25 protein-coding genes are annotated in these 25,769 nt (G+C 72.9%); 13 read left to right on the top strand and 12 right to left on the bottom strand.

All coding sequences use genetic code 11. From position 1 onward, the window contains the following. Positions 1-87: 87 nt before the first annotated feature. Positions 88-2,121: a phenylacetic acid degradation bifunctional protein PaaZ gene (gene paaZ / locus ADL05_RS18010; protein ID WP_053618147.1), complete on the top strand. Its 2,034-nt coding sequence runs from the start codon at positions 88-90 to the stop codon at positions 2,119-2,121. A 284-nt stretch (positions 2,122-2,405) separates the two neighbouring features. Continuing rightward, complete coding sequence (locus ADL05_RS18005) at positions 2,406-3,395, top strand: MBL fold metallo-hydrolase (RefSeq protein WP_231640802.1); 990 nt, start codon at positions 2,406-2,408, stop codon at positions 3,393-3,395. A gap of 307 nt (positions 3,396-3,702) precedes the next feature. Here ADL05_RS18005 and ADL05_RS18000 read toward each other — a convergent pair whose 3' ends face one another. After that, entirely contained in the window at positions 3,703-4,296 is a 594-nt protein-coding gene (locus tag ADL05_RS18000) for a TetR/AcrR family transcriptional regulator (RefSeq protein WP_053618146.1), read from the bottom strand. A 169-nt stretch (positions 4,297-4,465) separates the two neighbouring features. On the opposite strand from ADL05_RS18000, the gene ADL05_RS17995 reads away from it, so the two are divergent. Beyond that, complete coding sequence (locus ADL05_RS17995; protein WP_053618145.1) at positions 4,466-5,446, top strand: chlorophyllase; 981 nt, start codon at positions 4,466-4,468, stop codon at positions 5,444-5,446. Positions 5,447-5,516: 70 nt separating this feature from the next. On the opposite strand, the gene ADL05_RS17990 is transcribed toward ADL05_RS17995, so the two are convergent. Continuing rightward, on the bottom strand, positions 5,517-6,773 hold the full coding sequence (locus tag ADL05_RS17990) for an MFS transporter (protein ID WP_053618144.1): 1,257 nt from the start codon (positions 6,771-6,773) through the stop codon (positions 5,517-5,519). Positions 6,774-6,838: 65 nt separating this feature from the next. Between ADL05_RS17990 and ADL05_RS17985 the strand changes: the two genes are divergently transcribed. Together ADL05_RS17985 and ADL05_RS17980 are read left to right on the top strand one after the other, a co-directional pair. Then, entirely contained in the window at positions 6,839-7,276 is a 438-nt protein-coding gene (locus ADL05_RS17985; RefSeq protein ID WP_082376535.1) for a MerR family transcriptional regulator, read from the top strand. Continuing rightward, entirely contained in the window at positions 7,273-7,710 is a 438-nt protein-coding gene (locus tag ADL05_RS17980; RefSeq protein WP_053618143.1) for a DUF6228 family protein, read from the top strand. Before ADL05_RS17985 ends, ADL05_RS17980 begins: the two co-directional genes overlap by 4 nt. 256 nt (positions 7,711-7,966) lie before the next feature. Here ADL05_RS17980 and fabI read toward each other — a convergent pair whose 3' ends face one another. Together fabI and ADL05_RS17970 are read right to left on the bottom strand one after the other, a co-directional pair. Further along, positions 7,967-8,740, bottom strand: a complete 774-nt coding sequence (gene fabI, locus ADL05_RS17975; protein ID WP_053618142.1) for an enoyl-ACP reductase FabI — start codon at positions 8,738-8,740, stop codon at positions 7,967-7,969. 121 nt (positions 8,741-8,861) lie between these two features. Continuing rightward, a complete protein-coding gene (locus ADL05_RS17970; protein WP_053618141.1) occupies positions 8,862-9,461 on the bottom strand; it encodes a TetR/AcrR family transcriptional regulator in 600 nt (199 codons plus the stop codon). Positions 9,462-9,558: 97 nt separating this feature from the next. Here ADL05_RS17970 and ADL05_RS17965 point away from each other — a divergent pair, with 97 nt between their 5' ends. Next, a complete protein-coding gene (locus ADL05_RS17965) occupies positions 9,559-10,782 on the top strand; it encodes an FAD-dependent oxidoreductase (protein ID WP_053618140.1) in 1,224 nt (407 codons plus the stop codon). 256 nt (positions 10,783-11,038) lie between these two features. Here the strand turns inward: ADL05_RS17965 and ADL05_RS17960 are convergent, their stop codons facing one another. Then, positions 11,039-11,644: a TetR/AcrR family transcriptional regulator gene (locus tag ADL05_RS17960; protein ID WP_053618139.1), complete on the bottom strand. Its 606-nt coding sequence runs from the start codon at positions 11,642-11,644 to the stop codon at positions 11,039-11,041. A gap of 123 nt (positions 11,645-11,767) precedes the next feature. On the opposite strand from ADL05_RS17960, the gene ADL05_RS17955 reads away from it, so the two are divergent. Further along, positions 11,768-12,604: an alpha/beta fold hydrolase gene (locus tag ADL05_RS17955; protein WP_053618138.1), complete on the top strand. Its 837-nt coding sequence runs from the start codon at positions 11,768-11,770 to the stop codon at positions 12,602-12,604. Positions 12,605-12,725: 121 nt separating this feature from the next. On the opposite strand, the gene ADL05_RS17950 is transcribed toward ADL05_RS17955, so the two are convergent. Genes ADL05_RS17950 through pdhA form a run of 3 tightly spaced genes read right to left on the bottom strand, consistent with a single transcriptional unit; the run spans position 12,726 to position 16,493 of the window. Beyond that, entirely contained in the window at positions 12,726-14,417 is a 1,692-nt protein-coding gene (locus tag ADL05_RS17950; RefSeq protein ID WP_053618137.1) for a dihydrolipoamide acetyltransferase family protein, read from the bottom strand. Continuing rightward, positions 14,414-15,406: an alpha-ketoacid dehydrogenase subunit beta gene (locus ADL05_RS17945; protein ID WP_053618136.1), complete on the bottom strand. Its 993-nt coding sequence runs from the start codon at positions 15,404-15,406 to the stop codon at positions 14,414-14,416. The genes ADL05_RS17950 and ADL05_RS17945 overlap by 4 nt, the downstream gene beginning before the upstream one ends. Position 15,407: 1 nt before the next feature. After that, entirely contained in the window at positions 15,408-16,493 is a 1,086-nt protein-coding gene (gene pdhA, locus ADL05_RS17940) for a pyruvate dehydrogenase (acetyl-transferring) E1 component subunit alpha (RefSeq protein WP_053618135.1), read from the bottom strand. A 156-nt stretch (positions 16,494-16,649) separates the two neighbouring features. Between pdhA and ADL05_RS17935 the strand changes: the two genes are divergently transcribed. After that, entirely contained in the window at positions 16,650-16,871 is a 222-nt protein-coding gene (locus ADL05_RS17935; protein ID WP_156365901.1) for a hypothetical protein, read from the top strand. Between the two features lie 122 nt (positions 16,872-16,993). Further along, positions 16,994-17,491 (top strand): phosphoribosyltransferase, encoded by a 498-nt coding sequence (locus tag ADL05_RS17930; protein ID WP_053618133.1) that lies wholly within the window; start codon positions 16,994-16,996, stop codon positions 17,489-17,491. 125 nt (positions 17,492-17,616) lie between these two features. On the opposite strand, the gene ADL05_RS17925 is transcribed toward ADL05_RS17930, so the two are convergent. The 3 genes from ADL05_RS17925 to ADL05_RS17915 all read right to left on the bottom strand — a co-directional run bounded on the left by ADL05_RS17925 (position 17,617) and on the right by ADL05_RS17915 (position 20,353). Further along, positions 17,617-18,297, bottom strand: coding sequence for a hypothetical protein (locus tag ADL05_RS17925; protein ID WP_053618132.1), 681 nt, complete (start codon positions 18,295-18,297; stop codon positions 17,617-17,619). A 132-nt stretch (positions 18,298-18,429) separates the two neighbouring features. Next, the gene (locus ADL05_RS17920) at positions 18,430-18,693 is read right to left on the bottom strand and encodes a hypothetical protein (protein WP_053618131.1); all 264 of its coding nucleotides are present in this window, start codon (positions 18,691-18,693) and stop codon (positions 18,430-18,432) included. Positions 18,694-18,985: 292 nt separating this feature from the next. Continuing rightward, positions 18,986-20,353, bottom strand: a complete 1,368-nt coding sequence (locus ADL05_RS17915) for an MFS transporter (RefSeq protein ID WP_053618130.1) — start codon at positions 20,351-20,353, stop codon at positions 18,986-18,988. A gap of 341 nt (positions 20,354-20,694) precedes the next feature. Between ADL05_RS17915 and ADL05_RS17910 the strand changes: the two genes are divergently transcribed. Both ADL05_RS17910 and ADL05_RS31845 read left to right on the top strand, forming a co-directional pair. Continuing rightward, positions 20,695-21,135: a MarR family winged helix-turn-helix transcriptional regulator gene (locus ADL05_RS17910; RefSeq protein ID WP_053618129.1), complete on the top strand. Its 441-nt coding sequence runs from the start codon at positions 20,695-20,697 to the stop codon at positions 21,133-21,135. A 112-nt stretch (positions 21,136-21,247) separates the two neighbouring features. After that, entirely contained in the window at positions 21,248-21,919 is a 672-nt protein-coding gene (locus ADL05_RS31845) for a hypothetical protein (protein ID WP_053618128.1), read from the top strand. 94 nt (positions 21,920-22,013) lie between these two features. Here the strand turns inward: ADL05_RS31845 and ADL05_RS17900 are convergent, their stop codons facing one another. Further along, on the bottom strand, positions 22,014-22,961 hold the full coding sequence (locus ADL05_RS17900) for a GlxA family transcriptional regulator (RefSeq protein ID WP_053618127.1): 948 nt from the start codon (positions 22,959-22,961) through the stop codon (positions 22,014-22,016). 69 nt (positions 22,962-23,030) lie between these two features. Between ADL05_RS17900 and ADL05_RS17895 the strand changes: the two genes are divergently transcribed. Beyond that, positions 23,031-23,993, top strand: a complete 963-nt coding sequence (locus ADL05_RS17895; RefSeq protein WP_231640801.1) for an NADP-dependent oxidoreductase — start codon at positions 23,031-23,033, stop codon at positions 23,991-23,993. Between the two features lie 366 nt (positions 23,994-24,359). Further along, on the top strand, positions 24,360-25,505 hold the full coding sequence (locus ADL05_RS17890; protein WP_053618126.1) for an endo-1,4-beta-xylanase: 1,146 nt from the start codon (positions 24,360-24,362) through the stop codon (positions 25,503-25,505). Positions 25,506-25,769 lie beyond the last annotated feature (264 nt).

The raw sequence follows: 25,769 nt of genomic DNA, 5'->3' as shown, positions 1-25,769 counted from the left end.
GGTCCGTCCCTTCATGCCCTATTTACTGAACGATCGGTCTGTAATACTGTGCCAAGCAGAGTCGCAGCCGGAGGAGAGGACCGCCAGGTGTCCGCAGTACTGGAGAGCTACGCGCAGGGATCATGGTTCACCCCGTCGGACGAGGGCACACCGCTCGCCGACGCCAACACCGGCGAGACCGTCGCCCTGTTCTCGCGGAAGGGCCCCGACGTCGGCGCGATGGTGGAGTACGCGCGCACGGTCGGCGGACCCGCGGTACGGGCGCTGACCTTCCACCAGCGGGCCAACCTCCTCAAGGAGGTGGCCAAGCACCTGATGGCGTACAAGGACGAGTTCTACGCGCTCTCGCACCGGACCGGCGCCACCGCGCGCGACACGATGGTCGACGTCGACGGCGGCTTCGGCACGCTGTTCAGCTTCTCCAGCAAGGGGCGGCGCGAGCTGCCCAACTCCACCGTCATCCTGGACGGGCCCTCCGAGCCCCTCGGCAGGGCGGGCACGTTCGTCGCCCAGCACGTGTACACGTCCCGTCCGGGCGTGGCCGTGCAGATCAACGCCTTCAACTTCCCCGTCTGGGGCATGCTGGAGAAGCTCGCGCCCGCCTTCATCGCTGGCCTGCCGAGCATCGTCAAGCCCGCTCCGCAGACCGCCTACCTCACGGTCGCGGTCGTGCGGCGGATCATCGAGTCGGGCCTGCTCCCGGAGGGGGCGCTCCAGGTGCTCAGCGCCGGGCACGAGGGGCTGGTCGACGCGCTGGGGCCGCAGGACATCCTGTCCTTCACCGGTTCGGCGTCCACCGGGGCGATCCTGCGCAACCACCCGAACGTGGTCAGCGGCGGCGTGCAGCTCAACGTCGAGGCCGACTCGCTCAACTGCTCGATCCTGGGACCTGACGTGGCGGTCGAGGACCCGGAGTTCGACCTGTACGTCAAGCAGGTCGTGGCGGAGATGACCGTCAAGGCCGGGCAGAAGTGCACCGCCATCCGCCGGATCCTCGTGCCCGAGCCGATGGCCGAGGCCGTCACCGAGGCGCTGGCCGACCGGCTGTCCAAGGTGGTCGTGGGGGCGGCGGACCAGGCGGACACCCGGATGGGGCCGCTGGTCTCCCTCGCCCAGCGCGACGAGGTGCGCAGGTCGGTCAAGGCGCTGCGGACCTCCTGCCGACTGGTCTACGGCGACCCCGGCCAGGTGGACGCGGCCGGTGCCGACGCCGAGTCGGGCGCGTTCATGTCGCCGATCCTGCTGCGGGCGGAGGCCGGTGCCACCGAGCCGCACGAGGTGGAGGCGTTCGGACCGGTCGCCACGGTCATCGCCTACGGATCGGTGGCCGAGGCCGTGGAGCTCGCGGCGCGCGGCCGAGGCAGCCTGGTCGGGTCGCTGGTCACGCGGGACGAGGACGTGGCCCGCGAGGTCGTGCTCGGTTCGGCGCCGTGGCACGGCCGGATCCTGGTGCTCAACCGGGAGGACGCCAAGGAGTCCACCGGGCACGGCTCCCCGCTGCCGGTGCTGGTGCACGGCGGTCCGGGCCGCGCGGGCGGCGGCGAGGAGATGGGCGGTGTGCGCGGTGTCAAGCACCACATGCAGCGCACGGCCGTGCAGGGGACGCCGGACATGCTCACGGCGATCACCGGGCAGTGGACCACCGGGTCGCGGCGGGCGGTCGGCGACGTCCACCCGTTCCGCAAGAACCTGGCGGAGCTGCGGATCGGCGACACGATCGAGTCGGCGGAGCGCACGGTCACCCGGGCCGACATCGACCACTTCGCGGAGTTCACCGGGGACACCTTCTACGCGCACACCGACGAGGAGGCCGCCGCCGCCAACCCGCTGTTCGGCGGGATCGTGGCCCACGGGTACCTGGTGGTCTCCCTCGCGGCGGGGCTGTTCGTGGACCCGGCGCCCGGGCCGGTGCTGGCCAACTTCGGCGTCGACAACCTGCGGTTCCTGACTCCGGTGAAGGAGGGGGCGACCATCCGGGTGACGCTGACCGCCAAGCAGATCACCCCGCGCACGAACGCGGAGTACGGCGAGGTGCGCTGGGACGCGCTGGTGACCGACCAGGACGGCGAGCCGGTGGCCACGTACGACGTGCTCACGCTGGTCGCCAAGGGCGAGGAGTAGCCGGGGAGACGGGTCGGCGGAGTGGACGCCGTGACAAGCCGGTAGGCAGGTGAGCGGATCTGTCGACAAGGCGCCCTGTCGTCATCTCGTCCTGACGACAGGGCGCCGCCCGCGCCGGCTTCGATGCCGTGGCGGGCCTGGGCTGTCCGGCCGTCGAGTCGTTCCGTGTCCCGGCGCGGGGCGAACCGGGGGAGTGCCCGTGGCGATAGGACAAGCGTGGCGCGTGAGCCCGTTCCGACCTCGCGCCCGTCGACTCATGCCGCGACAGCCACCAGGAGGAGCCCGTGACGTCCACGTCCCCCCATGACGACCGCCCCGACGCCCTGTCCAGACGCCGCTTCGCCCGACTCGCCGCCGTCGGGCTCGCGGCCGGTGCCGGAATGGCCGGTCTCGCCTCGGCGCCCGTGGCCGCCGCGGCCGACGGGCAGGTGTACTACGACCGCGCGGACGGGCTCGCCGGGCAGGACCCGGTCCTGCGGAACCTCGTCCGGGCGCTGACCCCGGGGAGCGCGCCTCCGCAGCTGCCCGCCCCGGCCCCCGTGAAGCTGTTCGACGACCTGGCCATGCTGAGCGTGGGCTTCGTGCACGCGATGGCGGTCCTCACCGACGACGGCATCGTGCTGATCGACGCGCTCAGGTCCCCGGATGACGCTCGGGACGTGATCGTTCCGGGGCTGCGCGAACTGGGAGCCGATCCGGAGGCGATCACACACGTCGTCGTCACCCACGGGCACGACGACCACTTCGGCGGGGCCCAGTACATCGCCGACCGCTACGGGGCCCGCGTCCTGATGTCCCCGGCCGACTGGGACCTCGTCGAACGCAGGCGGCCGGACCACGCTCCCGTCCGGGACCTGGAGATCACGGACGGCCAGTGCCTGACGGTCGGGGGCACGACCATCCGCCTCCACGACACCCCGGGCCACACGGCGGGCACCGTTTCGCCCATCCTTCCCGTACGTCAGGGCTCCGAGCGACACACGGCCATGCTGTGGGGCGGCATCCGGCCTCCCTCGACGCTCCCGGAACTGCACACCTACCTGGCGTCCATCCACTCCTTCCGGCTCCGCATGCGCAGGGCGGGGGTGGACGTCGAGCTGGCCAACCACCCGGTCGACGACGGACTCGCGCGTGCCGAGCAGGTCCGGAGCGATCCCGGCGGAGACCATCCCTTCGTGCTCGGCCGACGCGGGACGGACCGGTTCATGGCGGTCCTGGACCTCATGCTGCGCGGGTGGACCGCCGACGCCGAAGCCCACCAGGGCCGGGAGTAGCCGGAGCCGCCCCGCCGGGGGACGGCGGGGCGGCGGGGCGGCGGGGCGGCTCCGATCGTCGGCCACGCCGCCCGCGGGTGTGGAGACGTGCGTACCGACCCTGGGCCCGAGCTCGACGTACTCGCGGCGGAGTCCGTCGCGGAGCTTGGGGCCCGGCGGCAGCCGGGTGCCGAGCCGGACCAGGGTTCTCCGCCAGCCGCGGGCGATCAGCGGATTCGGTACGCGCCGGAAGGCGGACCGCGGTTCGGGGTGCGGCGCCGAGGCGCCCATGCGGTTCTCTCCGGAGTCATCGTGGGCGCGCGGGCGGTCAGGACCGTGGCGGCCGCAGCCCGCGCAGGAGCAGTTCGATCAGCCGACGGGGGTCGTAGTCGGGGTCGTTCTCACGTCCGACGCACAGGTTGCCGATGCCGCGCATCAGTTCGAACGCACGGATGTCGGACCCGATCTCCCCGGCCTCTACGGAGGCGTCGAGCAGCTGCCCGCAGACGGGCACCAGCCGGTCGAGGAAGTAGGCGTGCAGGGCGTCGAAGCCGCCGCCGCCCGACTGCATGGCTTGGGCGAGCCCGTGCTTGGTGACCAGGAAGTCGACGAAGAGGTCGACCCACCGCCGGAGTGCCGTGAACGGTGAGTCCGCCTCGGCCAGCAGGCGCGGACCGGCCTCGGCGCAAGCCTCGACCTGGTGCCGGTAGACGGCGATGACCAGGTCCGACCGCGTCGGGAAGTGCCGGTAGATCGTGCCCATGCCGACTCCGGCCTCGGCCGCGATGGCGCGGATGGGCGCGTCCACGCCAGAGGCGACGAACACCTTGGCGGCGGCGGTGAGCAGCGCCTGCTGGTTGCGCCGCGCGTCCGCCCTCCGGCCGCGGGACGGCCTCTCCTCCGGCTCGCCTGTGGTGGCCACCGCGCTCTCCTTCCGATGCTCGTTGACAAAGCGGAGCAGTGCTCCGTATATTAATCGGAACGTCGCTCCGCTTGCAGTCTAGCCGAGCCCGACACTCCTGCCCGCCTCGCACCGCCGACCATCCGTCCGGGTCGTCCGCGGCCGAGGCCATCGAAGGGACACACGCATCATGAGCGCATCCACACGCACGGCCGAGGCCCCCGGCACACCCGTTCCCGCCCTCTCGATCGCTCCGGTGGTCCTGCCGACCCCAGGCCGCGCGGTCGACCTGCGGGTGCGGGTCTCCGCTCCCACGACAGGGGCCGACCTGCCGGTCATCCTGCTCTCGCACGGCCAGGGCTTCTCGCACCACCTGTCCTCCCTGGACGGCTACGCTCCGCTCGCGCAGTACTGGGCGGCGCACGGGTTCGTCGTGGTCCAGCCGACCCACCTGAGCTCGCGGACGCTGGACCTGGCCACCGGCGCCCCGGACGCGCCGATGCACTGGCGGTCGCGGGCCGAGGACATGACGCTCATCCTGGACCGGTTCGACGAGATCGAGGCCGCCGTCCCCGGACTCGCCGGGCGCGTGGACCGCGGCCGGGTCGCCGTGGCCGGGCACTCGATGGGCGGGCACACCGCGAGCCTGCTGCTGGGCGCCCGGCTCACCGACCCGCTCGACGGCGCGGAGGTCGACCTGGCCGACCCCCGGATCGGCGCGGGGGTCCTGCTGGCCGCGCCGGGCCGGGGCGGCGACGCCGTCACCTCGTTCGTGGCGGAGAACTACGCGTTCCTCTCGACCACGGACTTCTCCACGATGACGGCGCCCGCCCTCGTGGTCGCGGGAGACAAGGACGCCTCCGAGCACCTGGCGGTCGCGGGCCCGCAGTGGCACGCCGACCCGTTCCACCTGGCCCCGGGCCGCAAGGCCCTGCTCACCCTGTTCGGCGCCGAGCACGGGCTCGGCGGTGTCTCGGGCTACGACGTCGCCGAGACCACCGACGAGAGCCCCGAACGGGTCTCCGCGGTCCAGCGGCTCACCTCGGCCTATCTCCGCACCGAGTTCTACCCCGGTGACCCGGCATGGCGGGACGCGTGCGCGGAACTGACCGTCGGCCCCGACGCGGTCGGACGGGTCGAGGCCAAGGGAGACGGCGCCGGGACCCCGTAGGCCGGTGCTCCAGGCCCTCACCCGCCTCCGGTGACCGCCTGGGACCGCTGAGGCCGTCCCTCGGCCCCGTCTAGGAACCGGCGTCCAGCCGCGTGGCGGGGAACCCGTGCGCGCGGGCCCCGACCACCACGATGAGCACCGGCACCAGGAGCACCGGGACGCTCCAGGCGAACGAGGTGTGGTCGAGCCGCGTGAGGAGTACGCCGCCCACGACGCCGCCACCGGCCATGGCCGCGTTCCACAGGGTGACCAGCATCGACTGGGCCGTGTCGGCGGCGTCGCCGCCGGCGTCGGCCACGGCGGTCTGGAGCAGGGTGGGCACTCCGCCCCAGCCCAGGCCCCACAGCGCCGCCGCGGCGTAGACCGCCGCCGTGCCGCCGTCCGACACGGCCAGGAGGGTGGCCGCCGCCGCGACCAGGAGCGTGGCGGCCACCGTGAGCGCGCGCGGACGGCGGTCGATCCGCGCTCCCACGACGGCGATGCTCACCAGCGAGGCGACGCCGAAGACCAGCAGGACGAGGTCGACGGAGGCGCCCGTTCCGATCCGGTGCAGGAACGCGGCGATGTAGGTGTAGAGCACCGTGTGGGCCAGGACGAACACCAGGGTGACGGACAGGACCGGACCGACGCCCGGCAGCGCGAGGGTCCGCAGGAGCGGGGTCCGCGCGCCGGTCCGTCGGCCCGGACGGTCGGGGACCAGCGCGAGGATCCAGCCGATCAGCACCACGGTGAGCACGCTCATCAGGGCGAAGGCCACCCGCCAGCCGAGCAGCCCGCCGAGGAGGGTGCCCGCGGGCACCCCCAGGGACAGGGCGATCGGGATGCCCGCCATGACGACGGCCACGGCCCGGCCCCGCAGGCGGGCGGGCACCAGGGCGCGCGCGTAGCCGACCAGCATCGCCCACACCAGCCCCGCCGCCACTCCGGCGGCGAACCTCGCGGCCATGGTGAGGGCATAGTCCGGCGACGCGGCCGTGACCGTGTTCGCGACCGCGAACGCTCCCATCGCCGCCAGCAGCAGCCGTTTGCGCCGCCAGCCCGCCGTGGCGGCGGCCAACGGGATCGCGGTCAGCGCGGTGCCGACGGCGTAGACCGTGACGGACTGGCCCATCGCCGGTTCACCGACCCCCAGGTCGGCGCTCATGGCGGGGAGTACACCGGCGGGGAGGGTCTCGGTCAGGCTCGTCACGAAGACCGCCGTGGCCAGGGCGAGCAGTGCGTGCAGAGGCAGTCCGCGCCCCGGCGGCCGGGAGGCGTCGGTGGACGGGGTGGTCGGCGTGGACGGCGGGGACGGGGTGGGCGCGTGGGGGGTGGCATCAGGTCTCATGCGGAGTATCGTCGAACCCTCACATCTGTGTGAAGGTCAATCGGGCGGAACATGAGGTGGGCCACATGCGCATCGGCGAGCTGGCGGAGCGCACGGGAGCGTCGCGGCGGCTCCTGCGCTACTACGAGGAGCAGGGGCTGATCACTCCCGAGCGCTCGGCCAACGGCTACCGGGAGTACGGCGAGGCCTTCGTGGACCGGATCGCCCAGATCCGCGGACTGCTGGACGCGGGGCTGCCGACCCGGATCATCAAGCAGGTCCTGCCCTGCCTGAACACCCCGCGAGCGCTCTACTTCCCCGACGCCACCCCCGAGATGATCGCGACCCTGGAGCGCGAACGCGACCGGATGAGCGACCGCATCCGGTGTCTGGCCCAGAACCGGGACGCCATCTCCGCCTACCTGGACGCCGTGCGCGACGGGACTCCGCCGCCGACCGAGGCCCCGATCCGCACGGGCGGGCCGGTCGACGGCACGGCCGGACGTACCGGGGTGACCCGGTGAGCGAACCGGAAGACCGCTTCGTCATCGCCCCCGCGGACGGCCCGGGGCGCTGGGTCGTCCACAGGCCGGTCGACACCGAGCGCGACGGCTACACCTACACCGTGGACGTCGAACTCGACGATGCCGGGCTCTCCGCTCGTGGTCCGGTCTCCCTCGACGGCCGGACACCGGAGAACCTGCGGGACTTCCTCGTCGGGCTGGAGAAGGACTGGCGGGGCTGGCCGGGCGTCCGTTCCTGGACGTCCATGGAGGAGGAGATGACCGTGGAGGCGCGCCACGACGGCCGCGCGCACGTGAGCCTGGCGGTCACCCTGCGCCGGGCCGATCTGCACCACACCCACGACGCGTGGTCGGCCCAGGTCATCCTCACCGTGGAGGCGGGGGAGGGGTTGCGCCGGATCGCCGACGCGGCGGACCGGCTCCTGCGCCCCTAGGGGCCCCGTTCCGCGGACACTCGGCCTGCCGCACGCCGCCCCGGCGACACTCGCGCCGCGTTCTCGTCCGTCGACGGGGCACCAACGGAACACGCCCCGGGCCCGTCCCTCCGAGCCGGTGCCGGGACGCCTTGTCGACACGCCGACACGCCGACACGGCGATACGGCGATACGGCGACAGGACGACTCGCCGACACGACGCGCGGGCCCCGACCGGACAGCGGTCGGGGCCCGGTCGGCGGGCGCACGCACCCGGTCAGGCGAGGGGCGCGCCCATGGCGTGGTAGCCGCCGTCGACGTGCAGGACGGTGCCGGTGATCGCCCGCGCGGCCGGGGACATGAGGAACAGTGCCGGACCGGCGACGACCGTGGCGTCCTTGGTGTCCCAGCCCAGCGGGGCGTGGTCGCCCCAGGAGTCGGAGATCTGCGCGAACCCGGGGATCGATCCGCCCGCCAGGGACTTGATCGGGCCGGCCGCGATCGCGTTGACGCGGATGCCCTCGGCGCCCAGGTCGCGGGCCAGGTACTTGGTGGAGTTCTCCAGGACGGCCTTGGCCGAGCCCATCCAGTCGTAGACCGGCCAGGCGACGCTGGCGTCGAAGGTCAGCGAGACGACTCCGGCCCCGTGCGGGGCCGCGCCGAGCAGGCTCCGGAAGCCGACCGTGAGGGCCTTGAGCGAGTACCCGGACACGTGCACGGCGGTGGCGACGTCGGCCCACTCGGTGTCGAGGAAGTTGCCGCCCAGCGCCTTCTCGGGCGCGAACGCGATGGCGTGCAGGATCCCGTCGACGTGGTCCCAGTGCTCGCCGACCGCCGCGGCGGTCGCGGCGATCTGCTCCGGGTCGGTGACGTCCATGGGCAGGACGGCGACGGGCTCCTTCGGCAGGCGCCTGGCGATCCGCTCGCAGATCGAGAACTGCCGTCCCGGCGGGTTGGTGACGATCACCTCGTGGCCCTGGTTCATGGCCTCCTCCGCGATCGCGTACGCGATGGAGGACTGGGTGGTGATGCCGGTGATGAGCAGGTTCAAAGCGCCCCCTGGTGGATTCTTCGCTCGCTCAGGCAAGCTATCGACAACCCGGCGGATCCACCGCTGTGGAGTGTCACAAGAAATCCGCGCCGATTTTGAATCGGCCCCGGCGGCGCGGGGCTCAACGGGGCGCGGTCGCGGCGCTGCCGTCGATCAACGCGGTGACCGTCGCGCGCAGGCGCTGGGCCGCGTCGGGCCCGGTGTCGGCCGAGAGCACGAGGTGGTGCACGACGCCGACGAGCGCGAGGGCCAGCGCCTCGGGGTCGGTGCCCGCGGCGACCCGGCCGAGCCGTCGTTCGGCGGTGAGGTAGGCGGCGACGGCCCGCTCGACCGCGTCGAAGCCCGCCGTGCCCTCACCGAGGACCGCGCGGACGCTGCCGGTGAGGTCCGGTCGTGCGACGAGCAGGCGGGCCCACGGGCGGACGGAGTCCAGCGGCGTCGCCAGGACCGCCTCGCACAGGTTCGCGGCGACGCTTCCCTCGCCCACCCGGCCGGACAGCGCGGAGGCGCCGGCCGAGACCAGGAAGGAGCGGTCGACGGCGTAGGAGGCGAGGAAGTCGTCGAGATCGGTGAAGTGCGCGTGGAGCAGCCCTGTCGCGACCCCGGCCTCGCCCGTGACGGCACGGCCGCTCAGCCGCCCCGGTCCGTCGCGGACGATCACCCGCTCGACGGCGGAGAACAGGTGCTGCCGGATCTCCGGAATGGCGACGCCTCTGGGCATGCCGCCGATTCTACGTGCCCCCGTTGCGCCATGTATGAACAAACGCTCATACTCTGTTTGAGCACGTGTTCATTCTGAGGCGGACCGAGGAGCGGCGATGACGGACGACCGGGGCGGGGCACGGGAGGACGACGGCGGGGGGAGGCGGCGGGTGGTCGTCGTGGGGGCGGGTATCGCCGGACTGGCCGCCGCGCTGCGCCTGCGCGGGGACGGGTGGGACGTGCTCGTGGTCGAGCGCGCGCCGGGGCGCCGCAGCGGCGGCTACATGGTGAACCTGCTCGGGCCGGGCTACGACGCGGCGGAACGCCTGGGCGTGCTGAGCGCGCTGGCCGAGGCGGACCTCGGCTGGTTCACCTCGATCCTGGTCAGGGCCGACGGGAGCCGGAAGTTCACCGTCCCGTCCGCGATCGCCCGGGCCGCGATCGGACACCGGGCCCTGACCGTGTTCCGCGGCGACCTGGAGTCCGCCCTGTTCGAGGCGGTGCGCGGGAGGGTCGCGTTCCGGTGCGGCACCACCGTGCGCGGCGTGGAGCAGGACTCCGCCGGCGTCGACATCGAGCTGAGCGACGGCACGCGCGAACGCGCCGACCTCCTGGTCGGCGCCGACGGCCTGCACTCCGGTGTCCGGGCGGCCGTGTTCGGGCCGGAGGAGGACGTCCGGGTGGACATGCGGCACATGGTCGGGGCGCTCCCGCTCGACCGGGTGCCCGAAGACGTGCCGGAGGGCGCGGGCACCACGTACATCGGCCCCGGGCGCACGGCGGCGGTGGTCAACCTGGGGCCGGGGAGGTCGTCGGTGTTCTTCGCCTACCGCTGCGCCGACTCGGCGGCCGAACTGGCCCGGGGGCAGGTCGAGGCCCTCGCGTCGGCCTTCGGGGACCTGGGCGGCGGAGTTCCGGACGCGCTGGGCGCGCTGGCGGACGCGCCGGAGACCGCCTACTTCGACTCCGTCGGGCAGGTCGTGATGGACCGGTGGAGCCGCGGCCGGGTCGTGCTGCTGGGTGACGCCGCCTGGTGCGTCACGCTGTTCGCGGGGTACGGCGCGGCCCTGGCGCTCGCGGGGGCCGACCGGCTCGGCGCCGTCCTGGCCGAACACGGCGACGACGTCCCGGCCGCCCTGGCGGGCTGGGAGGAGGGCCTGCGGCCCGAGATCCGTCGGCGGCAGGCGCTGGCACGCAGGGGGATGGCCCAGTTCGCCCCGCCCGGCCGGGTCCATGTCTGGGTGCGGGACCTGGTGATGCGCGCGGTACTGCTGCCGGGCGTGCGCGGGCTGGTGGTCCGCTCGATCAGGCGCGCCCACCGGAGCCCCGCGAGCCGTTAGACGCCGGTGGTCGCCGGGTCCGCTGGGACGGGCGGAAGGCGCCGGGGGCGCCGGGGTCTGCTGGGGCGGTTGGGGCCGCAGGGTCGGGCGGCACCCGGAGGTCCGTGGACCGCGGCGGGGCCGGGACCAGTTCGCTCCACGCCTGCGGCCCGGGGACCCGTCGCCGCGGGTGGGCGGGCGGTCGGTGGGCGCCGGAGGTGCGTGGTCGGCCGCCGCCGGGGCGGACGGGCCGCGACCCCTGGGACACCCGGTCGGCTCAGGCCGCCTGCCGTGCGTCCACGTCCAGGGCCGCGTCGATGAGCGTCGCCGCCGCCGCGCGGGCGTGGCCCGCCGCCCCGGGGTCGCCCGTGACGGCTGCGGTGGTCTGTGCGCCCTCGGCGAGGATCGCCAGTTGGGCGGCCAGGGACGGCTCCGCGCCGAGTTCCTCGACCAGGCGCGCCAGGTCACGTTGGAAGTGGGCCTTGTGCTCGCGCACGAGGTCGGCGACATCTGTGTTGACGGCCCCCAGTTCGGCGAAGGCGTTGACGAAGCCGCAGCCCCGGAAGTCGTCCTCGCAGAACCACCCGGCGAGGAAGTCGTAGACGGCCAGGAGCTTGTCCCGGGGGGAGCGCACCGCGTCCACGTACTCGGCGATCCCCTCCGCCCACACCCGTCGCCGTTTGCGCAGCGTGGCGATGATGATGTCGTCCTTGGACGGGAACAGCTTGTACAGGCGGCGCAGGGACACGCCCGCCTCGTCGCGCAGTTCGTCCATGCTCACGGACGAGAACCCCCGCGAGTAGTACAGCCGGTCGGCGGCCTCGACGATCCTGCCGCGGCGGTCCTCCTCCTCGGCTCTCTTCCTGTCCTCGTTCGATGTCATGCCACCAGTGTACTTGCGCCGAGAACGATCGTTCTCTAGTGTGGGCAGTGGCGAGAACGACCGTTCTCACTGCCACCTCTGATCCGAGAACGATCGTTCTCGATCTACCGGGGAGAACCAGCCATGGGACGCATCACCGTCGGAACCGAGAACAGCACCCCCGTCGAGCTGTACTACGAGGACCTGGGCAGCGGGCAGCCCGTCGTCCTGATCCACGGCTACCCGCTCGACGGCCACTCCTGGGAGAAGCAGACGGCCGCGCTGCTGGACGCCGGGTACCGGGTCGTCACCTACGACCGCCGCGGCTTCGGGCAGTCCTCGCAGCCCTCCGGCGGCTACGACTACGACACCTTCGCGGCCGACCTCAACACGGTCATGGAGACGCTCGACCTCAGCGACGCCGTGCTCGTCGGCTTCTCGATGGGAACCGGTGAGGTCGCCCGCTACCTGGGCACCTACGGTTCGGCGCGGGTCGCCAAGGCGGCCTTCCTGGCCTCCCTCGAACCCTTCCTCCTCAAGACCGAGGACAACCCGGACGGCGCGGCCCCCCTGGAGTTCTTCGAGGGCGTGGCCGCCACCGTGAAGGCCGACCGGTACGCGTACTTCACCGAGTTCTACGACACCTTCTACAACCTGGACGAGAACCTGGGCACGCGCATCAGCGAGGAGGCCGTCCGCAACAGCTGGAACGTCGCCGCGGGCGCGGGCTCGGTGGCCTCGGCCGCGGCGCCGCTGACCTGGTTCACCGACTTCCGCGCCGACATCCCGCGGATCGACGTGCCCGCGCTCATCGTGCACGGCACCGGTGACCGGATCCTGCCCGTCGAGGCGACCGGGCGCCCGTTCTCGGACCTGCTGGCCTCGGCGGACTACGTCGAGATCGAGAGGGCTCCGCACGGCCTGCTGTGGACCCACGCGGCGGAGGTGAACGAGGCCCTGCTGGCCTTCCTCGCCAAGTAGGGCGGACGACCGGCGCGGCGCGGTCCCGATCGCGCCGCGCCGCGCAGGGGGGGGCGAACGGAAGAGCGCCCCGGGGTGCCGACTCCCCGGGGCGCTCGGCCAGGTGGCCGCCGACCTGCGGCTACAGGTCGGCGATGGCCGCGGCCGGGTTCTCCATGGCGTCGGCGACCACGCGCATGAAGCCCGCCGCCGCGCCGCCGTCGCACACCCGGTGGTCGAAGGCGAACGACAGCTGGGTGATCTTGCGGGCGACCACCTCGCCGTCCACGATCCACGGGCGGTCGAGGATCCGGCCGAGGCCGAGGATGGCGACCTGCGGGTGGTTGATGATGGCGGCGCTGCCGTCCACCCGGAGCGAGCCGTAGTTGTTGAGGGTGAACGTGCCCGCGTTCATGTGGGCAGGAGGGACGGTCCCCTCGCGGGCCTGCCGGGTCAGCTCCCTGATCCGCGCGTCGAGTGCGCGGGTGGTGAGCCCGTGCGCACCCATGACGGCGGGGGCGACCAGGCCGCGGTCGGTCTGGACGGCCAGCCCGAGGTTGATCCCGTCGTACTGGACCAGCTCGCCGCGCTCGGTGTCGACCAGGCCGTTGAGCTCGGGATGGGCGCGCAGACCCGCGACCACGAACCGGGCCACGTAGGCGAGCAGGCCCGGGCCCTCGGGGTCGGACCGGCGCAGCCGGACCAGGTCGGTGGCGTCGACGTCGACCCAGACGGTGGCCTCGGGGATCTCGCGGCGGCTGCGGGACAGCGAGGCGGCGACACTCCTGCGGAACCCGCTCATCGGCACGCGCCTGGACTCGGTGAGCCCGGTGCGCGGATCCCTGGCCCCGGTGGTCGCTGCGGTCTCTCCGGCCTCGGTGGCCCTTGTCGCTGCGGACCCGGTAGCCCCGGCGGACCCGGCGGCCCCGGCGGCCCCGGCGGACCCGATGGCCCCGGCGGCCCCGGCGGACCCGATGGCCCCGGTGGTCCCTGCGGACCCGATGGCCCCCGTGGTCGCTGCGGACCCGGTAGCCCCGGCGGACCCTGTGGTCGCCGCGGACCCGGTGGCCCCGGCGGACCCGATGGCCCCTATGGCTCCCGTGGTCGCCGTGGCTCCTGCGTCCTCTCTTCTCGCCCCGGTCCCGGTGACCTCTGTCGTCCCGGTGGTGTCCGTGGCCGTGTCGGCCCGGGCGGCCTCGACGGCGGCGCGGACGTCGCGCCGGGTGATGAGCCCTCCGGGTCCGCTGCCGGGGACGTCGGCGATCCGCAGTCCCGCCTCGCGCGCCATCTGGCGCACCAGCGGAGAGGTCACCAGCGGCACCCGTCGCGCGCGATCCTCCGAGTCGGCCGGGGCCTGCGTCGCCCCCCGCGCGGGCGCGGACGCACCCGCACTGGTCGGGGCGGCGGGTGCCGACGGCTGGGCGCCGCGCGCGGGCGGGCGGGTGCGGGGCCTGCGGCGGCGCCCGGTGGCCCCGGCCTCCGGGGTGCCGTAGCCGATGAGGACGTTGCCCGACCCCGTTCCGGCGCGCTCCTCCTCGCGGTAGCGCTCGCCCTCCGGCGACACCGCCGCGGCCCGCGCGGTGTCCGCGGGCACGTCGCCGGCGACGCTGATGAGCGGCCCGCCGACCGCCATCACCTCGCCCTCCTCGCCGTGCAGTTCGCTGACGGTGCCCGCGAACGGCGACGGCACCTCCACGACCGACTTGGCGGTCTCCACCTCCACGACCGGCTGGTCCACCGCCACGGTGTCCCCGACGGCGACGAGCCACCGGACCACCTCGGCCTCGGTCAGCCCCTCGCCCAGGTCGGGGAGGTCGAAGGTCTGCGTGCTCACTGGTCCTCCCACTGCAGGTCGTCGACGGCGTCCAGGACGCGGTCCACGCTCGGGAGCTGGAAGCGCTCCAGCTTGGGCGGGGGATAGGGGATGTCGAATCCGGTGACCCGGCGGACCGGTGCGGCCAGGGAGTGGAAGCAGCGCTCGGTCACCCGGGCGACGATCTCCGAAGCCACGCCGGCGTACCCGCTGGCCTCGGCGACGACGACCGCGCGTCCGGTGGAGCGCACCGCCGCGCACACGGTCTCGTCGTCGAAGGGCACGAGCGAGCGCACGTCGACCACCTGGAGGCTGCGGCCCTCCTGGGCCGCGGCCTCGGCCGCCTCCAGCGCGGTGGGCACGGACGGGCCGTAGGCGATGAGGGTCGCGTCGGTGCCCTCGCGGCGGACGACCGCGCGGCCGATGCCGGGCCGGGGCTCGGTGAGGTCGACCTCCTCCTTGGCCCAGTACAGCTTCTTCGGTTCGAGGAAGACGACCGGGTCGGGGGAGGCGATGGCGTCGCGCAGCAGGGCGTAGGCGTCGGCGGGACAGGACGGCGCGACCACGGTCAGGCCGGGGGTGTGCGCGTAGTAGGCCTCGGAGGAGTCGCAGTGGTGTTCCACGCCGCCGATGCCGCCCGCGTAGGGGACGCGGATGACCATCGGCAGCCCGACCCGGCCCCGGGTGCGGTTCCTGGTCTTGGCGACGTGGCTGACGATCTGCTCGAAGGCCGGGTAGGCGAACGCGTCGAACTGCATCTCCACGACGGGCCGCATGCCGTTCATCGCCATGCCCACGGCCATGCCGACGATGCCGGACTCCGCGAGCGGGGTGTCGAAGCAGCGCTGCTCGCCGAACTCGGCGGTCAGGCCGTCGGTGATGCGGAAGACGCCGCCGAGGGGGCCGACGTCCTCACCGAAGACGTACACGGTCCCGTCCTCGGCCATCGCGTCGCGCAGCGCCCGGTTGAGCGCCTGGGCCATGGAGAGCTTGGTGGGGTCCGTCGCCATCTCAGTGGCCCTCTCTGCTCAGTTCGTCGGCCAGGAAGGCGGCCTGCTCGGCCAGCTGCGGGGTCGGTTCGGCGAACACGTGGGCGAACAGCTCGGCGGGGTCGGGCTCGGTGTCGTGGGAGAGCCCCTCGCGCATGGCGGCGGCCACGGCCTCGGCGTCCTCGGCGATGCGCTCCTTCCGGGCTTTGGTGAGCACGCGCCGGCGTTTGAGGTAGGCCTCCATGCGCACGATCGGGTCGCGGGCCACCCACGGCTCGACCTCGTCGTCCGAGCGGTAGCGGGAGGCGTCGTCGGCGTTGGTGTGCGCCTGCACGCGGTAGGTGTGCGCCTCGACCAGGCTCGGCCCCTTCCCGGCGCGGGCGTCGGCCACGGCCCGGTCGAGGACGGCGAGCACGGCGGCGGCGTCGTTGCCGTCCACGCGCGAGCCCGGAACCCCGTAGCCGACGCCCTTGTGGGCGAGGGAGGGGGCGGCGCTCTGCTTGGCGAGGGGGACGGAGATCGCGTACTCGTTGTTCTGCACGAAGAACACGACGGGGGCCTGGAACACGGCGGCGAAGTTGAGCGCCTCGTGGAAGTCGCCCTCGCTGGTGGCACCGTCGCCGCACAGGGCCATGACGACGGTGTCCTCGCCGCGCAGGCGGGCGGCGTGCGCGACCCCGACGGCGTGCAGGAGCTGGGTGGCCAGCGGCGTGGCCTGGGGCGCGACGCGGTGGGCGTAGGGGTCGTAGCCGGAATGCCAGTCGCCCTTGAGGAGCGTGAGCACCTGGACCGGGTCGACGCCGCGCGCGATGACGGCGGCGGTGTCGCGGTAGGTGGGGAAGAGCCAGTCGCCGTCGGCGAGCGCCAGGGCGGCCCCGGTCTGGCAGGCCTCCTGCCCGTGGGAGGAGGGGTAGACCGCCAGGCGGCCCTGGCGGACGAGGGCGCCGGCCTGGTCGTTGACCCTGCGGCCGGTCACCAGGGAGGCGTAGGCGGCCAGCAGCCGGTCGTTGTCGGGGAACGGCAACGGCGGGTCGGCGACCGGTCTCCCGGTTTCGTCGAGCAGCTGGACCGGCCGCTCCGAGGGGAGCAGATCCTGGTCACCGGCCATGCTTCTACCTCCTGTACGGCGGAGAGATGTACAGGAACATGGTGCTGTTCGTTGCCATATGTTCGCCAGTGACCCGTAAAAGTCAAGATTATGTCGATTCATGCCCGGCAGAATCGGACCAACCGTCCAGACCTGTGACGCGGAACACTGACCCGCGTGGACAAGTGGTCCACGTCACCAGTGCGTGAGTCGGCGCTGGTGGCGACCGCACCCGGCGAGTCCGGCCTGTGGGACACCGGGTCCGGACTGACCTGCCGGCAGCGGACCGGGGGACCGGCCGACCACCGCGGGCTTCTGGTGCCCGCCACCGTCGACACACTGCCGGGGTGGGGCGGCCTGTCCGCGCCCACCGGGGTCGGGGTGGACATCGACACGTGACGGGGACCGCGGACCCGCCCGGGGCACGGGGCGGGGCGGACATAGCATGAGTCGGTCCCCGAGCGCCGCCACCTGCGACGAGACCGCGGGGGCACACACCGCACCACCGGGAGGGGAACCGCGTGAGCGACGAGCGCGAGAATCTGAGCTACGACCTGTTCGGCACCGCGATGCGCGAGCTGGCCACGGCGATCGCCGACGACGGGTTCGAGCCGGACATCATCCTCTCGATCGCCCGCGGCGGGCTGTTCGTGGCCGGAGGACTCGGGTACGCGCTCGACGTCAAGAATCTCCACGTGATGAACGTCGAGTTCTACACGGGTGTCGGCACCACGCTGGACATGCCCGTCATGCTGCCGCCCGTCCCCAACGTGGTGGACCTGAGCAGCAAGCGGGTCCTGGTCGCCGACGACGTCGCCGACACCGGCAGGACCCTCAAGCTCGTCCACGACTTCTGCGCCGAGCACGTGGCCGAGGTCCGCAGCGCGGTGATCTACGAGAAGCCGCAGTCGCTGGTCAAGTGCGAGTACGTGTGGAAGCACACCGACCAGTGGATCAACTTCCCGTGGTCCGTCCTTCCACCGGTCGTCACGCGCCCGGACCAGGTACGTGACGCCTGACGGGGGGACTGCGAGCCGAGCGGGGAGCCGTGAGCCGGGCGGGACTCCGCGAGCCGGGCGGGAGTCCGCGACGCCTGACGGGGGGACCGAAGGGCTGGCGGGAGCCGTGACGCCTGACGGGCGGGTCAGACCCGCTCGACGGTCAGGGACCCGACGAAGTCGTCGACCTCGCCCGCGTTGGCCCCGTAGTCGGACGTGGGGCACACGGGCGCCATGATCAGCTCCACGTCCTCGAACCACTGTGCGGCCAGGAGCATGGTGTAGTCGACGCCGTCGTTGCCGGTGTAGCCGAGTTCGTCAGACTCGAACTCGGCGGTGCCGCCGCCGAAGTCACTGACCTCCACGACCCGTCGCGGAACCACGGCCACCGTGCCGACCTCGTTCTCCAGCGTCGTGGTGAAGCCGTCGAGCGTGTCGCGCGGCCCACCGCTCAGGGAGGACTCCGCGGCACGGTTCCGGTACAGCGTGACCTGGCAGGAACTGGAGTCGTGCGTGAACTGGTGGACGCCGTTCTGGTCGAAGACCTCGATCGTCCATCCCTCCAGCACCGGCACTCCCCAGGTCGCCGACCCGAACCGGGAGTTGTCCGCGGGCGCCTCGACCGCCCCTCCGTCGCCCTGGGTCTCCTGGGCCTCCGAGGTCTCCTCGACCTGCTCGGCGGCCCCACCGGCGGGGGCTTCGGAGGCGGGATCGGGGGCGGTCTCGGCCCGGTCGGGGAAGCCGGGCAGGCAGCCGGTCGTGATCAGGGCGAGGGCGAGCGCCCCGGCGCCGCTCGTCCACTGGGAGATGTGCGTCCTTGTCGTCATGCCCCCATGCTGGGACAACGGCCCCGCGGCCCGACTGAGTAGCGGTACTCAACCGCGTGGCCGCACCCGGCCCGAACCGGAACCGCCCCTGGCGCATCCGGTGCGAGGAGCCGGGGCGGCGGCCGGGGCGGATCAGCGCGACGCGCCCCAGGGGCGGTGCCGGCATCCGGCCTCGGCGCACCCCCGCGACGGGTGCGACTTGTAGACGTAGGTCGTGAAGTCCATGACCGCCATGTCGAGGGTGTCCTCGCCGACCTCGTCGTGCGTCATGAGCACCCAGTCCACGCCGTGCCTGCGCTCGACGCCGCTGATCGTCCAGGGCCAGTGGTTCTGGCTCCACACCCGATCGCCGACCGTCACCTTCTCGCCGTCCCTGGTACGGAATCGCTGGGGCATCGCTCACCTTCCGGACTCGACCGTCGCCGGACATCGGACCACAGGGGGCGGCCGGGAACCAGAGGCCCTCCTGTCCGGAACCGGACAGTGCGCGGCGCGAGCGGAATGGGCCGGGTCTACCTCGGCCGCGACGCCGAGACCATGGAGGTCCTCGGCACGATCACCTGAGTCGGCGGGTGTTTCACGTGAAACACCCGCCGACCAGGGAGTCCGTGGCCGGGCGCACCAAGGACGACATGCCGACACGTCGACGAACCGGCACGGCGACACGTCGACTCGTCGCCCCGGCGGCCTACACCCGCTCGCCCTCGGCGGTGTCGTCCACGTGCAGGTCGACTCCGCGCGGGTCCTTCACCATCGAGACCGCGACGAAGGAGACCGCGCACGCGGCCACGACGTAGGCGCCGATCGTCCACGACGCGTCGAACGAGGTCAGCAGCAGTTCGGCGATCATCGGCGCGAACGCGCCACCGACGATCGCGCCGAGCGCGTAGCCGATCGAGACTCCCGAGTAGCGCACCTCGGCGGGGAACATCTCCGCGTACAGCGCCGCCTGGGGCCCGTAGCTGAGGCCCATGCCCAGTGTGAACAGGAAGAGCGCGAGGAAGTACAGGAGGATGTTCCCCGTGTCGATGAGGAACCACATCGGCACTGACCAGGCCGCCAGCATCGCGTAGCCGATCTGGAAGGTGCGCACGCGGCCGATCCGGTCGCACAGCCATCCGCCGTACAGGGTGGACGCCAGCCAGCCGAACGAGGCGAGCGTGGTCGCCAGCAGGACCGGGCCGCGCTCCATGCCGAGGCCGAACTCCTCCACCGGGCGGGAGGCGTAGGTGGCCAGGAAGGCGATGAGCAGGTACCCGGCCGCGTTGTTGGCCAGGAAGATCAGGGCGGAGAGCACGACCTCGCGGGTGTGGTTCCTGAACAGCGTGCGCAGGGGCGCCGACGCCTTGGCGCGCCGTTGCTGCATCTGCTGGAAGACGGGGGACTCCTCCACCGACTTGCGGATCAGGTGGCCGACGATGATCAGCAGGAAGGACACCAGGAACGGGATGCGCCAGCCCCACTCGAGGAAGGCGTCCGGGCCGATGATCGTGGTGATCGTCCACACGACGAACGTCGCGAGGATCATGCCGCAGGGAACGCCGATCTGCGGGTAGGCGCCGAAGAAGCCGCGTCGGCTCACGGGGGCGTGCTCGACGGACATCAGGGCCGCGCCGCCCCACTCGCCGCCGGCGGAGAAGCCCTGCAGCACGCGCAGGGTGATCAGCAGGACGGGCGCCGCGATGCCGATCTGGGCGTAGGTGGGCAGGACACCGATGAGGAAGGTGGCCAGGCCCATCAGGACGAGGGTGGCCACGAGCACGCGCTTGCGGCCGAACCGGTCGCCCAGGAAGCCCGCCACGACGGCGCCCAGGGGCCGGAACAGGAACGAGATCCCGATGGTCGCGAAGGACAGCACCTGCGCGACGGCCGGGCTGGAGTCGGCCACCGGCGCGAGGAACAGCGGGGCGAGGACGAGCCCCGCGGCCTGCGCGTAGACGAAGAAGTCGTACCACTCGATGGTGGTCCCGACCATGGTGCCGGCGAGGACACGACGTCTCTCCCTGGACTGGGTGACGTCTCCCGTCGGGGGGATCACGGGGTCGGACGTGGCCATGGGGGCTCCGTTCGCTTTCGACCGGCGTTGGGGGCCGGTGTCGTGTGTCGAGCGCGCCCGTGGTGGACACGCACGAGGACACCATGCCATGTGACCCACTGCACTTTTCAAGTCGGCTCCCCCTTTTCGCAGTTGAGTGGGCCCCTAGTGACCGAATGGTCGGTTGGTACGCGCGACCGGAACCGCCCGGAGGAGACGCGGGTGCCGCGGCGGTGGATCGACGGGGCGACCCTGGCACCGGAGGGCGCGGGCCAGGTGACCTGGGCCGGAGGGGACCGGACCGCGGAATCGGACGACGGCACGGGCGGCGGTGCGGGCGCGGGGTGCGCGAGACTGGAGGCGTGAGCACCGATGACACCCGGCCCGGACCGCCCGACACGAGCGTCTCGATCCTCGTGCTGACCCTGGCGCGCCGCGTCGAGACCGAGCTCGGCGCGGCCCTGGCCCCGCTGGACCTCACGGTCGCCCGGCTCGGGCTGCTGGGTCACATCTCGGGCGTGCCAGGCGCCTCGTTCAGCAAGCTGGCCCGGATGTCCGGGATCACCGTCCAGAGCGTGCACACCGGGGTGCGCTCCCTGCTGGCCGCCGGACTCGTCCGCGACCGCACGGCGCGCCCGGGCTCGGCCTCGGAGATCGAGTTGACGCCCGAGGGCCTCCGGCTGCTCCAGCGGGCGCGGGAGGCGGTCGCGCACGTCGACGAGCACCTGTTCGGACCGGAGGCCGACCCGGTCCAGCGCCGGGTCGGCCGGGCGATCCTGGCGGCCTTCGCGGGCGAGGACTGAGTCCGGACCTGACCGGGCGCCCGCTCAACCGACCATCACGGGGGACCTTGCCTTCAGGGTGGCTGAAGCCTGAGGTAGGCTTCAGCCACCCTGAAGGTTGGAAGGAGAACCCATGGAAGACGTCCTTCTCTCGGTGCACGTCCTGGCCGCCATCGTGTTCGTGGGGGGATCGGCGGTCGCCGCGAGCCTCTTCCCCCGGTACGCGCCGGTCGCCGCGGCCCCGAATCCCGCCACGGGCGCCACGGGCGCCCCCGGTCCGGAGGCGGCGGACACCATGGCTCCGGTACGAGACACCGGCCCTGGGACCGCTCCCGCCGCAGCTCCGGTTCCGGCCGCGGGCGCCACCCCGGAGACGGGTACCGCTCCCGCCCCGGACACGGGTACCGCCGCCGCGGAAACGGTGGACACCATGGCCCCGGCAGGGGACACCGGTCCTGAGGCCGCTCCGACGGGGGAGCGCAACCGGGCCGTGGCCGCGTCCATGCACCGCATCACCCGCGGCTACGCCCTGTTCGGCCTCATCGTCCCCGTGGCGGGGATCGCCCTGGCCCTCGTCCAGGGGCGGATGGGAGAGATCTGGGTCAGCGTCTCCATGGCCCTCACCCTCGTCGCCGGACTCCTGCTCGCCACGCAGATCCACCCCCGCCAGCGCGAGGCGCTCCGCCGCCCCGGCGGGACGCGGCCGCTGCGCACGCTGTCGATGCTCGCCGGGGTCTACAACCTCGTGTGGGCGGCCGTCGTCGTCCTCATGATCGTGCGCCCGGGTTCCGAGGCCGGGGCGTGAGCCGGAGGCCGGCCAGGCGCCGAGTCGTCGGGTCGCCGTGTCGACACGGCGACCTGACGACAGGTCGACCGGCGGCCGGTCGGGCGGGAGCCGGTCAGGCGGCGCGGCGGAAGGTGCGCCGGTAGGCGATCGGGGAGACACCGATCGCCGCCTGAAGGTGCTGGCGCAGGGACGTGCCCGTGGCGAAGCCCACCTGGACCGCGATCTCGTCCACCGGGAGGTCGCTGGACTCCAACAGGTACCGCGCGCGCTCGACGCGCTGGCCGATCAGCCAGCGGCCGGGGCTCGTCCCGACCTCGTCGTGGAAGCGGCGGGAGAAGGTGCGCGCGCTCATCCGGGCGTGCGCGGCGAGATCGGCCAGGGACAGCGGTTCGTGCAGGCGCCCCAGCGCCCACTGGCGGGTGGCGGACGTCCCGTCGCCGGGCGCCTCCGGAACCGGCCGCTCGATGTACTGGGCCTGGCCGCCGTCGCGCCAGGGCGGCACCACGCACACGCGCGCCACGTGGTTGGCGACCTCGCTGCCGTGGTCGGCGCGGACGAGGTGGAGGCACACGTCCACACCGGAGGCGGCGCCCGCCGAGGTCAGCACGTCGCCGTCGTCGACGAACAGTACGTCCGGGTCCAGATCCACCGCCGGGTACCACTGGCGGAAGGTGTCCGCCAGCGTCCAGTGGGTGGTGGCCGGGCGGCCGTCCAGGCGGCCGGCGGCGGCGAGCACGAAGGCCCCCGTGCAGATGGACACGACCCGCGTGCCGGGACGGATCCGCGCCAGCGCGGAGGCGACGGACGGGGACGGCTCGCGCTCGATCAGGGCGCAGTCGTAGGGCGGGATCACCACGGTGTCCGCGGTGCCCAGGAGCTCGGGCCCGTGTTGCGCGGTGAGCGCGAAGTCGGCGTTGGTGGCCACCGGTCCGCCGTCGACAGTGCAGGTCAGGATCTCGTACCGGCCCTCGGCCGACCCGAAGACGCGGTGCGGGATGCCCAGCTCGAAGGGGTACACCCCGGCCAGGGCGAGGACGACGACTCGGTGCGGGCGCGACATGGCACGATCCTATCGAAAAACGGCGATCTTGCCATGGCGGTGGCACGATCGCTCGGCCACGCTGGACCCATGGACAACACGAACGACGCACCCACCATGCGCGCCATCAGCCAGGACACCCTCGGTGGACCCGAGGTCCTCACCGAGACCACCGTGCCCCGGCCCGCGCCCGGCCCCAGCCAGATCCTGGTCGCCGTCCACGCCGCCGGCCTGAACCCCACTGACTGGAAGCACCGCGCCTCGGCGCTGTTCCTCGGACGGCTCCCCCTGATCCTGGGCTGGGACGTCTCCGGCGTCGTCGAGGCCGTCGGCTACGGCGTCACGCTCTTCAAGCCGGGCGACCGGGTCTTCGGCATGCTCCCCTACCCCCACGGTGCGGGCGCGCACGCCGAGTACGCCGTCGGGCCCGCCCGCGCGTTCGCGCACACGCCCGACGGCATCGACCACGTCCAGGCCGGGGCGCTCCCGCTCGCCGCGCTCACCGCCCACCAGGCGCTGGTCGACACGGCCGGTGTCGGGGACGGCACCCGGGTCCTCGTGCACGCCGCGGCCGGCGGCGTGGGCCATCTCGCCGTGCAGATCGCCAAGGCACGCGGGGCCCACGTCATCGGGACGGCCAGTGCCGCCAAGCACGGCTTCCTGCGCGAACTCGGCGCCGACGAGGTCGTGGACTACCGCAACGAGGACTTCGCCGAGGTGGTCGAGGACGTCGACGTCGTCCTGGACCCGCTCTCGGGTCCGACCCGCACGCGCTCGCTCGACGTCCTCAAGCCCGGCGGCGTCCTGGTGTCGCTGCTGCCGGGCCAGGACCCCGGCGAGGCGGAGCGGGCGGCCCGGCTCGGTGTGCGGGTGGAGACGCTGCTGGTCGAGGCCGACCACGCGGGCATGGCGGCGATCGCCGGACTCGCGGACGAAGGGCGGCTGAGGGCCCACGTCCAGGCGACGTTCCCGCTCGCCGAGGCCGCCAAGGCGCACGCGCTGGGCGAGACCGAGCGGACCACGGGCAAGATCGTCCTGGTCGTCCGGGACTGACCGGCTCCGCCCCCTGCGGGGCCGTCGGTTCCACCACTGTTCCCGTCCCACCGCCGGGTCCGGCCCACGCCGGGCCCGGCGGGTCGGTGTGGACGGGCGGAACGCGTCGGTTGATGCCGCCTCAACACCGAAACTATCGGCGCCCGAATTCTCTGCATTTCCACAGAGGCACGCATCCGCCACCGCAGGATCACCACTTCGACCTGCGGTTTCGTGCGGAATACAGCCATTGACCCGCTCCTCGCACGGGCGGGCGTACTCGGTGTGCGGGTATTGACGCGCACTTCGGGCTCGATCTAATGTCGGGAGTAATTAATTTCCGAAAAGTTTCGGAAACTTATCCCCCGCGAGGATTGGAGACCCCCCGTGCGACCGATCCGCACTCTCCCCGCACTGCTCATCGCGACCGCGCTGGCACTTCCGCTGGTCACCGCGGCCACCGCCACCCTGCCGGCGGCCGACATGCCGACGGCCGACATGCCGACGGCCGAAGCCGCCGGATGGCACCTCCGGCTGCGCGACGCGGCACCCGAGGGGATGGTGATCGGGACGGCCGTCGCCGGCGGCGGCCACCACGAGAGCCAGGACTACCCCGACCCCTTCACCCACGACAGGCGCTACCTGCGGCACATGGCCGCACAGTTCAGCTCGCTGTCGCCCGAGAACCAGATGAAGTGGGAGTACCTGCGTCCCGACCAGGACACCTACGACTTCGCCGCGGCGGACGCCATCGTCGAGTACGCCGAGGCCAACGGCCAGGTCGTGCGCGGCCACACCCTCCTCTGGCACAGCCAGAACCCCGACTGGCTGGAGGAGGGCGACTTCTCCCGCGAGGAGCTGCGCACACTCCTGCGCGAGCACATCACCACCGTCGTCGGCCGCTACGCCGGCCGGATCCACCAGTGGGACGTGACCAACGAGATCTTCCAGGAGAACGGGGAGCTGAGGACGGAGGAGAACGTCTGGATCCGCGAGCTCGGCCCGGAGGTCATCGCCGACGCGTTCCGGTGGGCGCACGAGGCCGACCCGTCCGCGGAACTGTTCCTGAACGACTACAACGTCGACGGACTCAACGCCAAGAGCGACGCGTACTACGCGCTCTCACAGGAGCTGCTGGACCAGGGCGTGCCGCTGCACGGCTTCTCCACACAGGCGCACCTGAGCCTGCAGTACGGGTTCCCCGGTGACCTGGAGGAGAACCTGCGCCGCTTCGACGAGCTGGGCCTGAACACGGCCATCACCGAGCTCGACGTGCGCATGACGCCGGACGGCCGCCACGGCCGGCCGAGCAGGGACCAGCTCATCCAGCAGGCCGACTACTACCGGCAGGCGCTGGAGGCGTGCCTGAACGTGGACGGATGCCGTTCCTTCACCATCTGGGGGTTCACCGACAAGTACTCCTGGGTTCCGCACTTCTTCGAGGAGGAGGGGCACGCGACGGTCATGACGGACCGCTTCCAGCGCAAGCCCGCCTTCTACACGCTGCTCCACACCCTGGCCGTCGCCCGGTAGGCCGACACCGGCGGGGCCCGGCCTCCCCTGGGGAGGCCGGGCTCCGCTGCTCCCGGGGAACGGGGCCGCGGGATTCGGTCGGGAGGATCGGGCCCGGGAAACACGGGCCCGCGCCACCCGCGCATCACAGGCGGGGCGGGCGGGGGGGGGGGGGCGGGGGAGGCGAGACCCCCCACTAGCCGCGCCGCTCGCCTCCGGCAACCGGCCCGCCGAGGTTCCGCCGATCGCCCACTCCATCCCCGAACGGACAGCATCGGCCTGGCG

Source organism: Nocardiopsis sp. NRRL B-16309 (assembly GCF_001279585.1).
Classification (GTDB): Bacteria; Actinomycetota; Actinomycetes; order Streptosporangiales; family Streptosporangiaceae; genus Nocardiopsis.
This window is presented reverse-complemented; position numbering and strand designations above follow the sequence as displayed.

What these genes read in the sequence shown, in the direction of transcription:
- pdhA (WP_053618135.1), bottom strand. Translation starts at nt 16,493, where the DNA reads ATGGCCGGTGACCAGGATCTGCTCCCCTCGGAGCGGCCGGTCCAGCTG.
- ADL05_RS17945 (WP_053618136.1), bottom strand. Translation starts at nt 15,406, where the DNA reads ATGGCGACGGACCCCACCAAGCTCTCCATGGCCCAGGCGCTCAACCGG.
- ADL05_RS17915 (WP_053618130.1), bottom strand. Translation starts at nt 20,353, where the DNA reads ATGGCCACGTCCGACCCCGTGATCCCCCCGACGGGAGACGTCACCCAG.
- ADL05_RS17895 (WP_231640801.1), top strand. Translation starts at nt 23,031, where the DNA reads ATGGACAACACGAACGACGCACCCACCATGCGCGCCATCAGCCAGGAC.
- ADL05_RS17970 (WP_053618141.1), bottom strand. Translation starts at nt 9,461, where the DNA reads ATGCCCAGAGGCGTCGCCATTCCGGAGATCCGGCAGCACCTGTTCTCC.
- ADL05_RS17900 (WP_053618127.1), bottom strand. Translation starts at nt 22,961, where the DNA reads ATGTCGCGCCCGCACCGAGTCGTCGTCCTCGCCCTGGCCGGGGTGTAC.
- ADL05_RS17990 (WP_053618144.1), bottom strand. Translation starts at nt 6,773, where the DNA reads ATGAGACCTGATGCCACCCCCCACGCGCCCACCCCGTCCCCGCCGTCC.
- ADL05_RS31845 (WP_053618128.1), top strand. Translation starts at nt 21,248, where the DNA reads ATGGAAGACGTCCTTCTCTCGGTGCACGTCCTGGCCGCCATCGTGTTC.
- ADL05_RS17955 (WP_053618138.1), top strand. Translation starts at nt 11,768, where the DNA reads ATGGGACGCATCACCGTCGGAACCGAGAACAGCACCCCCGTCGAGCTG.
- ADL05_RS17920 (WP_053618131.1), bottom strand. Translation starts at nt 18,693, where the DNA reads ATGCCCCAGCGATTCCGTACCAGGGACGGCGAGAAGGTGACGGTCGGC.
- ADL05_RS17960 (WP_053618139.1), bottom strand. Translation starts at nt 11,644, where the DNA reads ATGACATCGAACGAGGACAGGAAGAGAGCCGAGGAGGAGGACCGCCGC.
- ADL05_RS17965 (WP_053618140.1), top strand. Translation starts at nt 9,559, where the DNA reads ATGACGGACGACCGGGGCGGGGCACGGGAGGACGACGGCGGGGGGAGG.
- ADL05_RS17985 (WP_082376535.1), top strand. Translation starts at nt 6,839, where the DNA reads ATGCGCATCGGCGAGCTGGCGGAGCGCACGGGAGCGTCGCGGCGGCTC.
- ADL05_RS17925 (WP_053618132.1), bottom strand. Translation starts at nt 18,297, where the DNA reads ATGACGACAAGGACGCACATCTCCCAGTGGACGAGCGGCGCCGGGGCG.
- ADL05_RS17995 (WP_053618145.1), top strand. Translation starts at nt 4,466, where the DNA reads ATGAGCGCATCCACACGCACGGCCGAGGCCCCCGGCACACCCGTTCCC.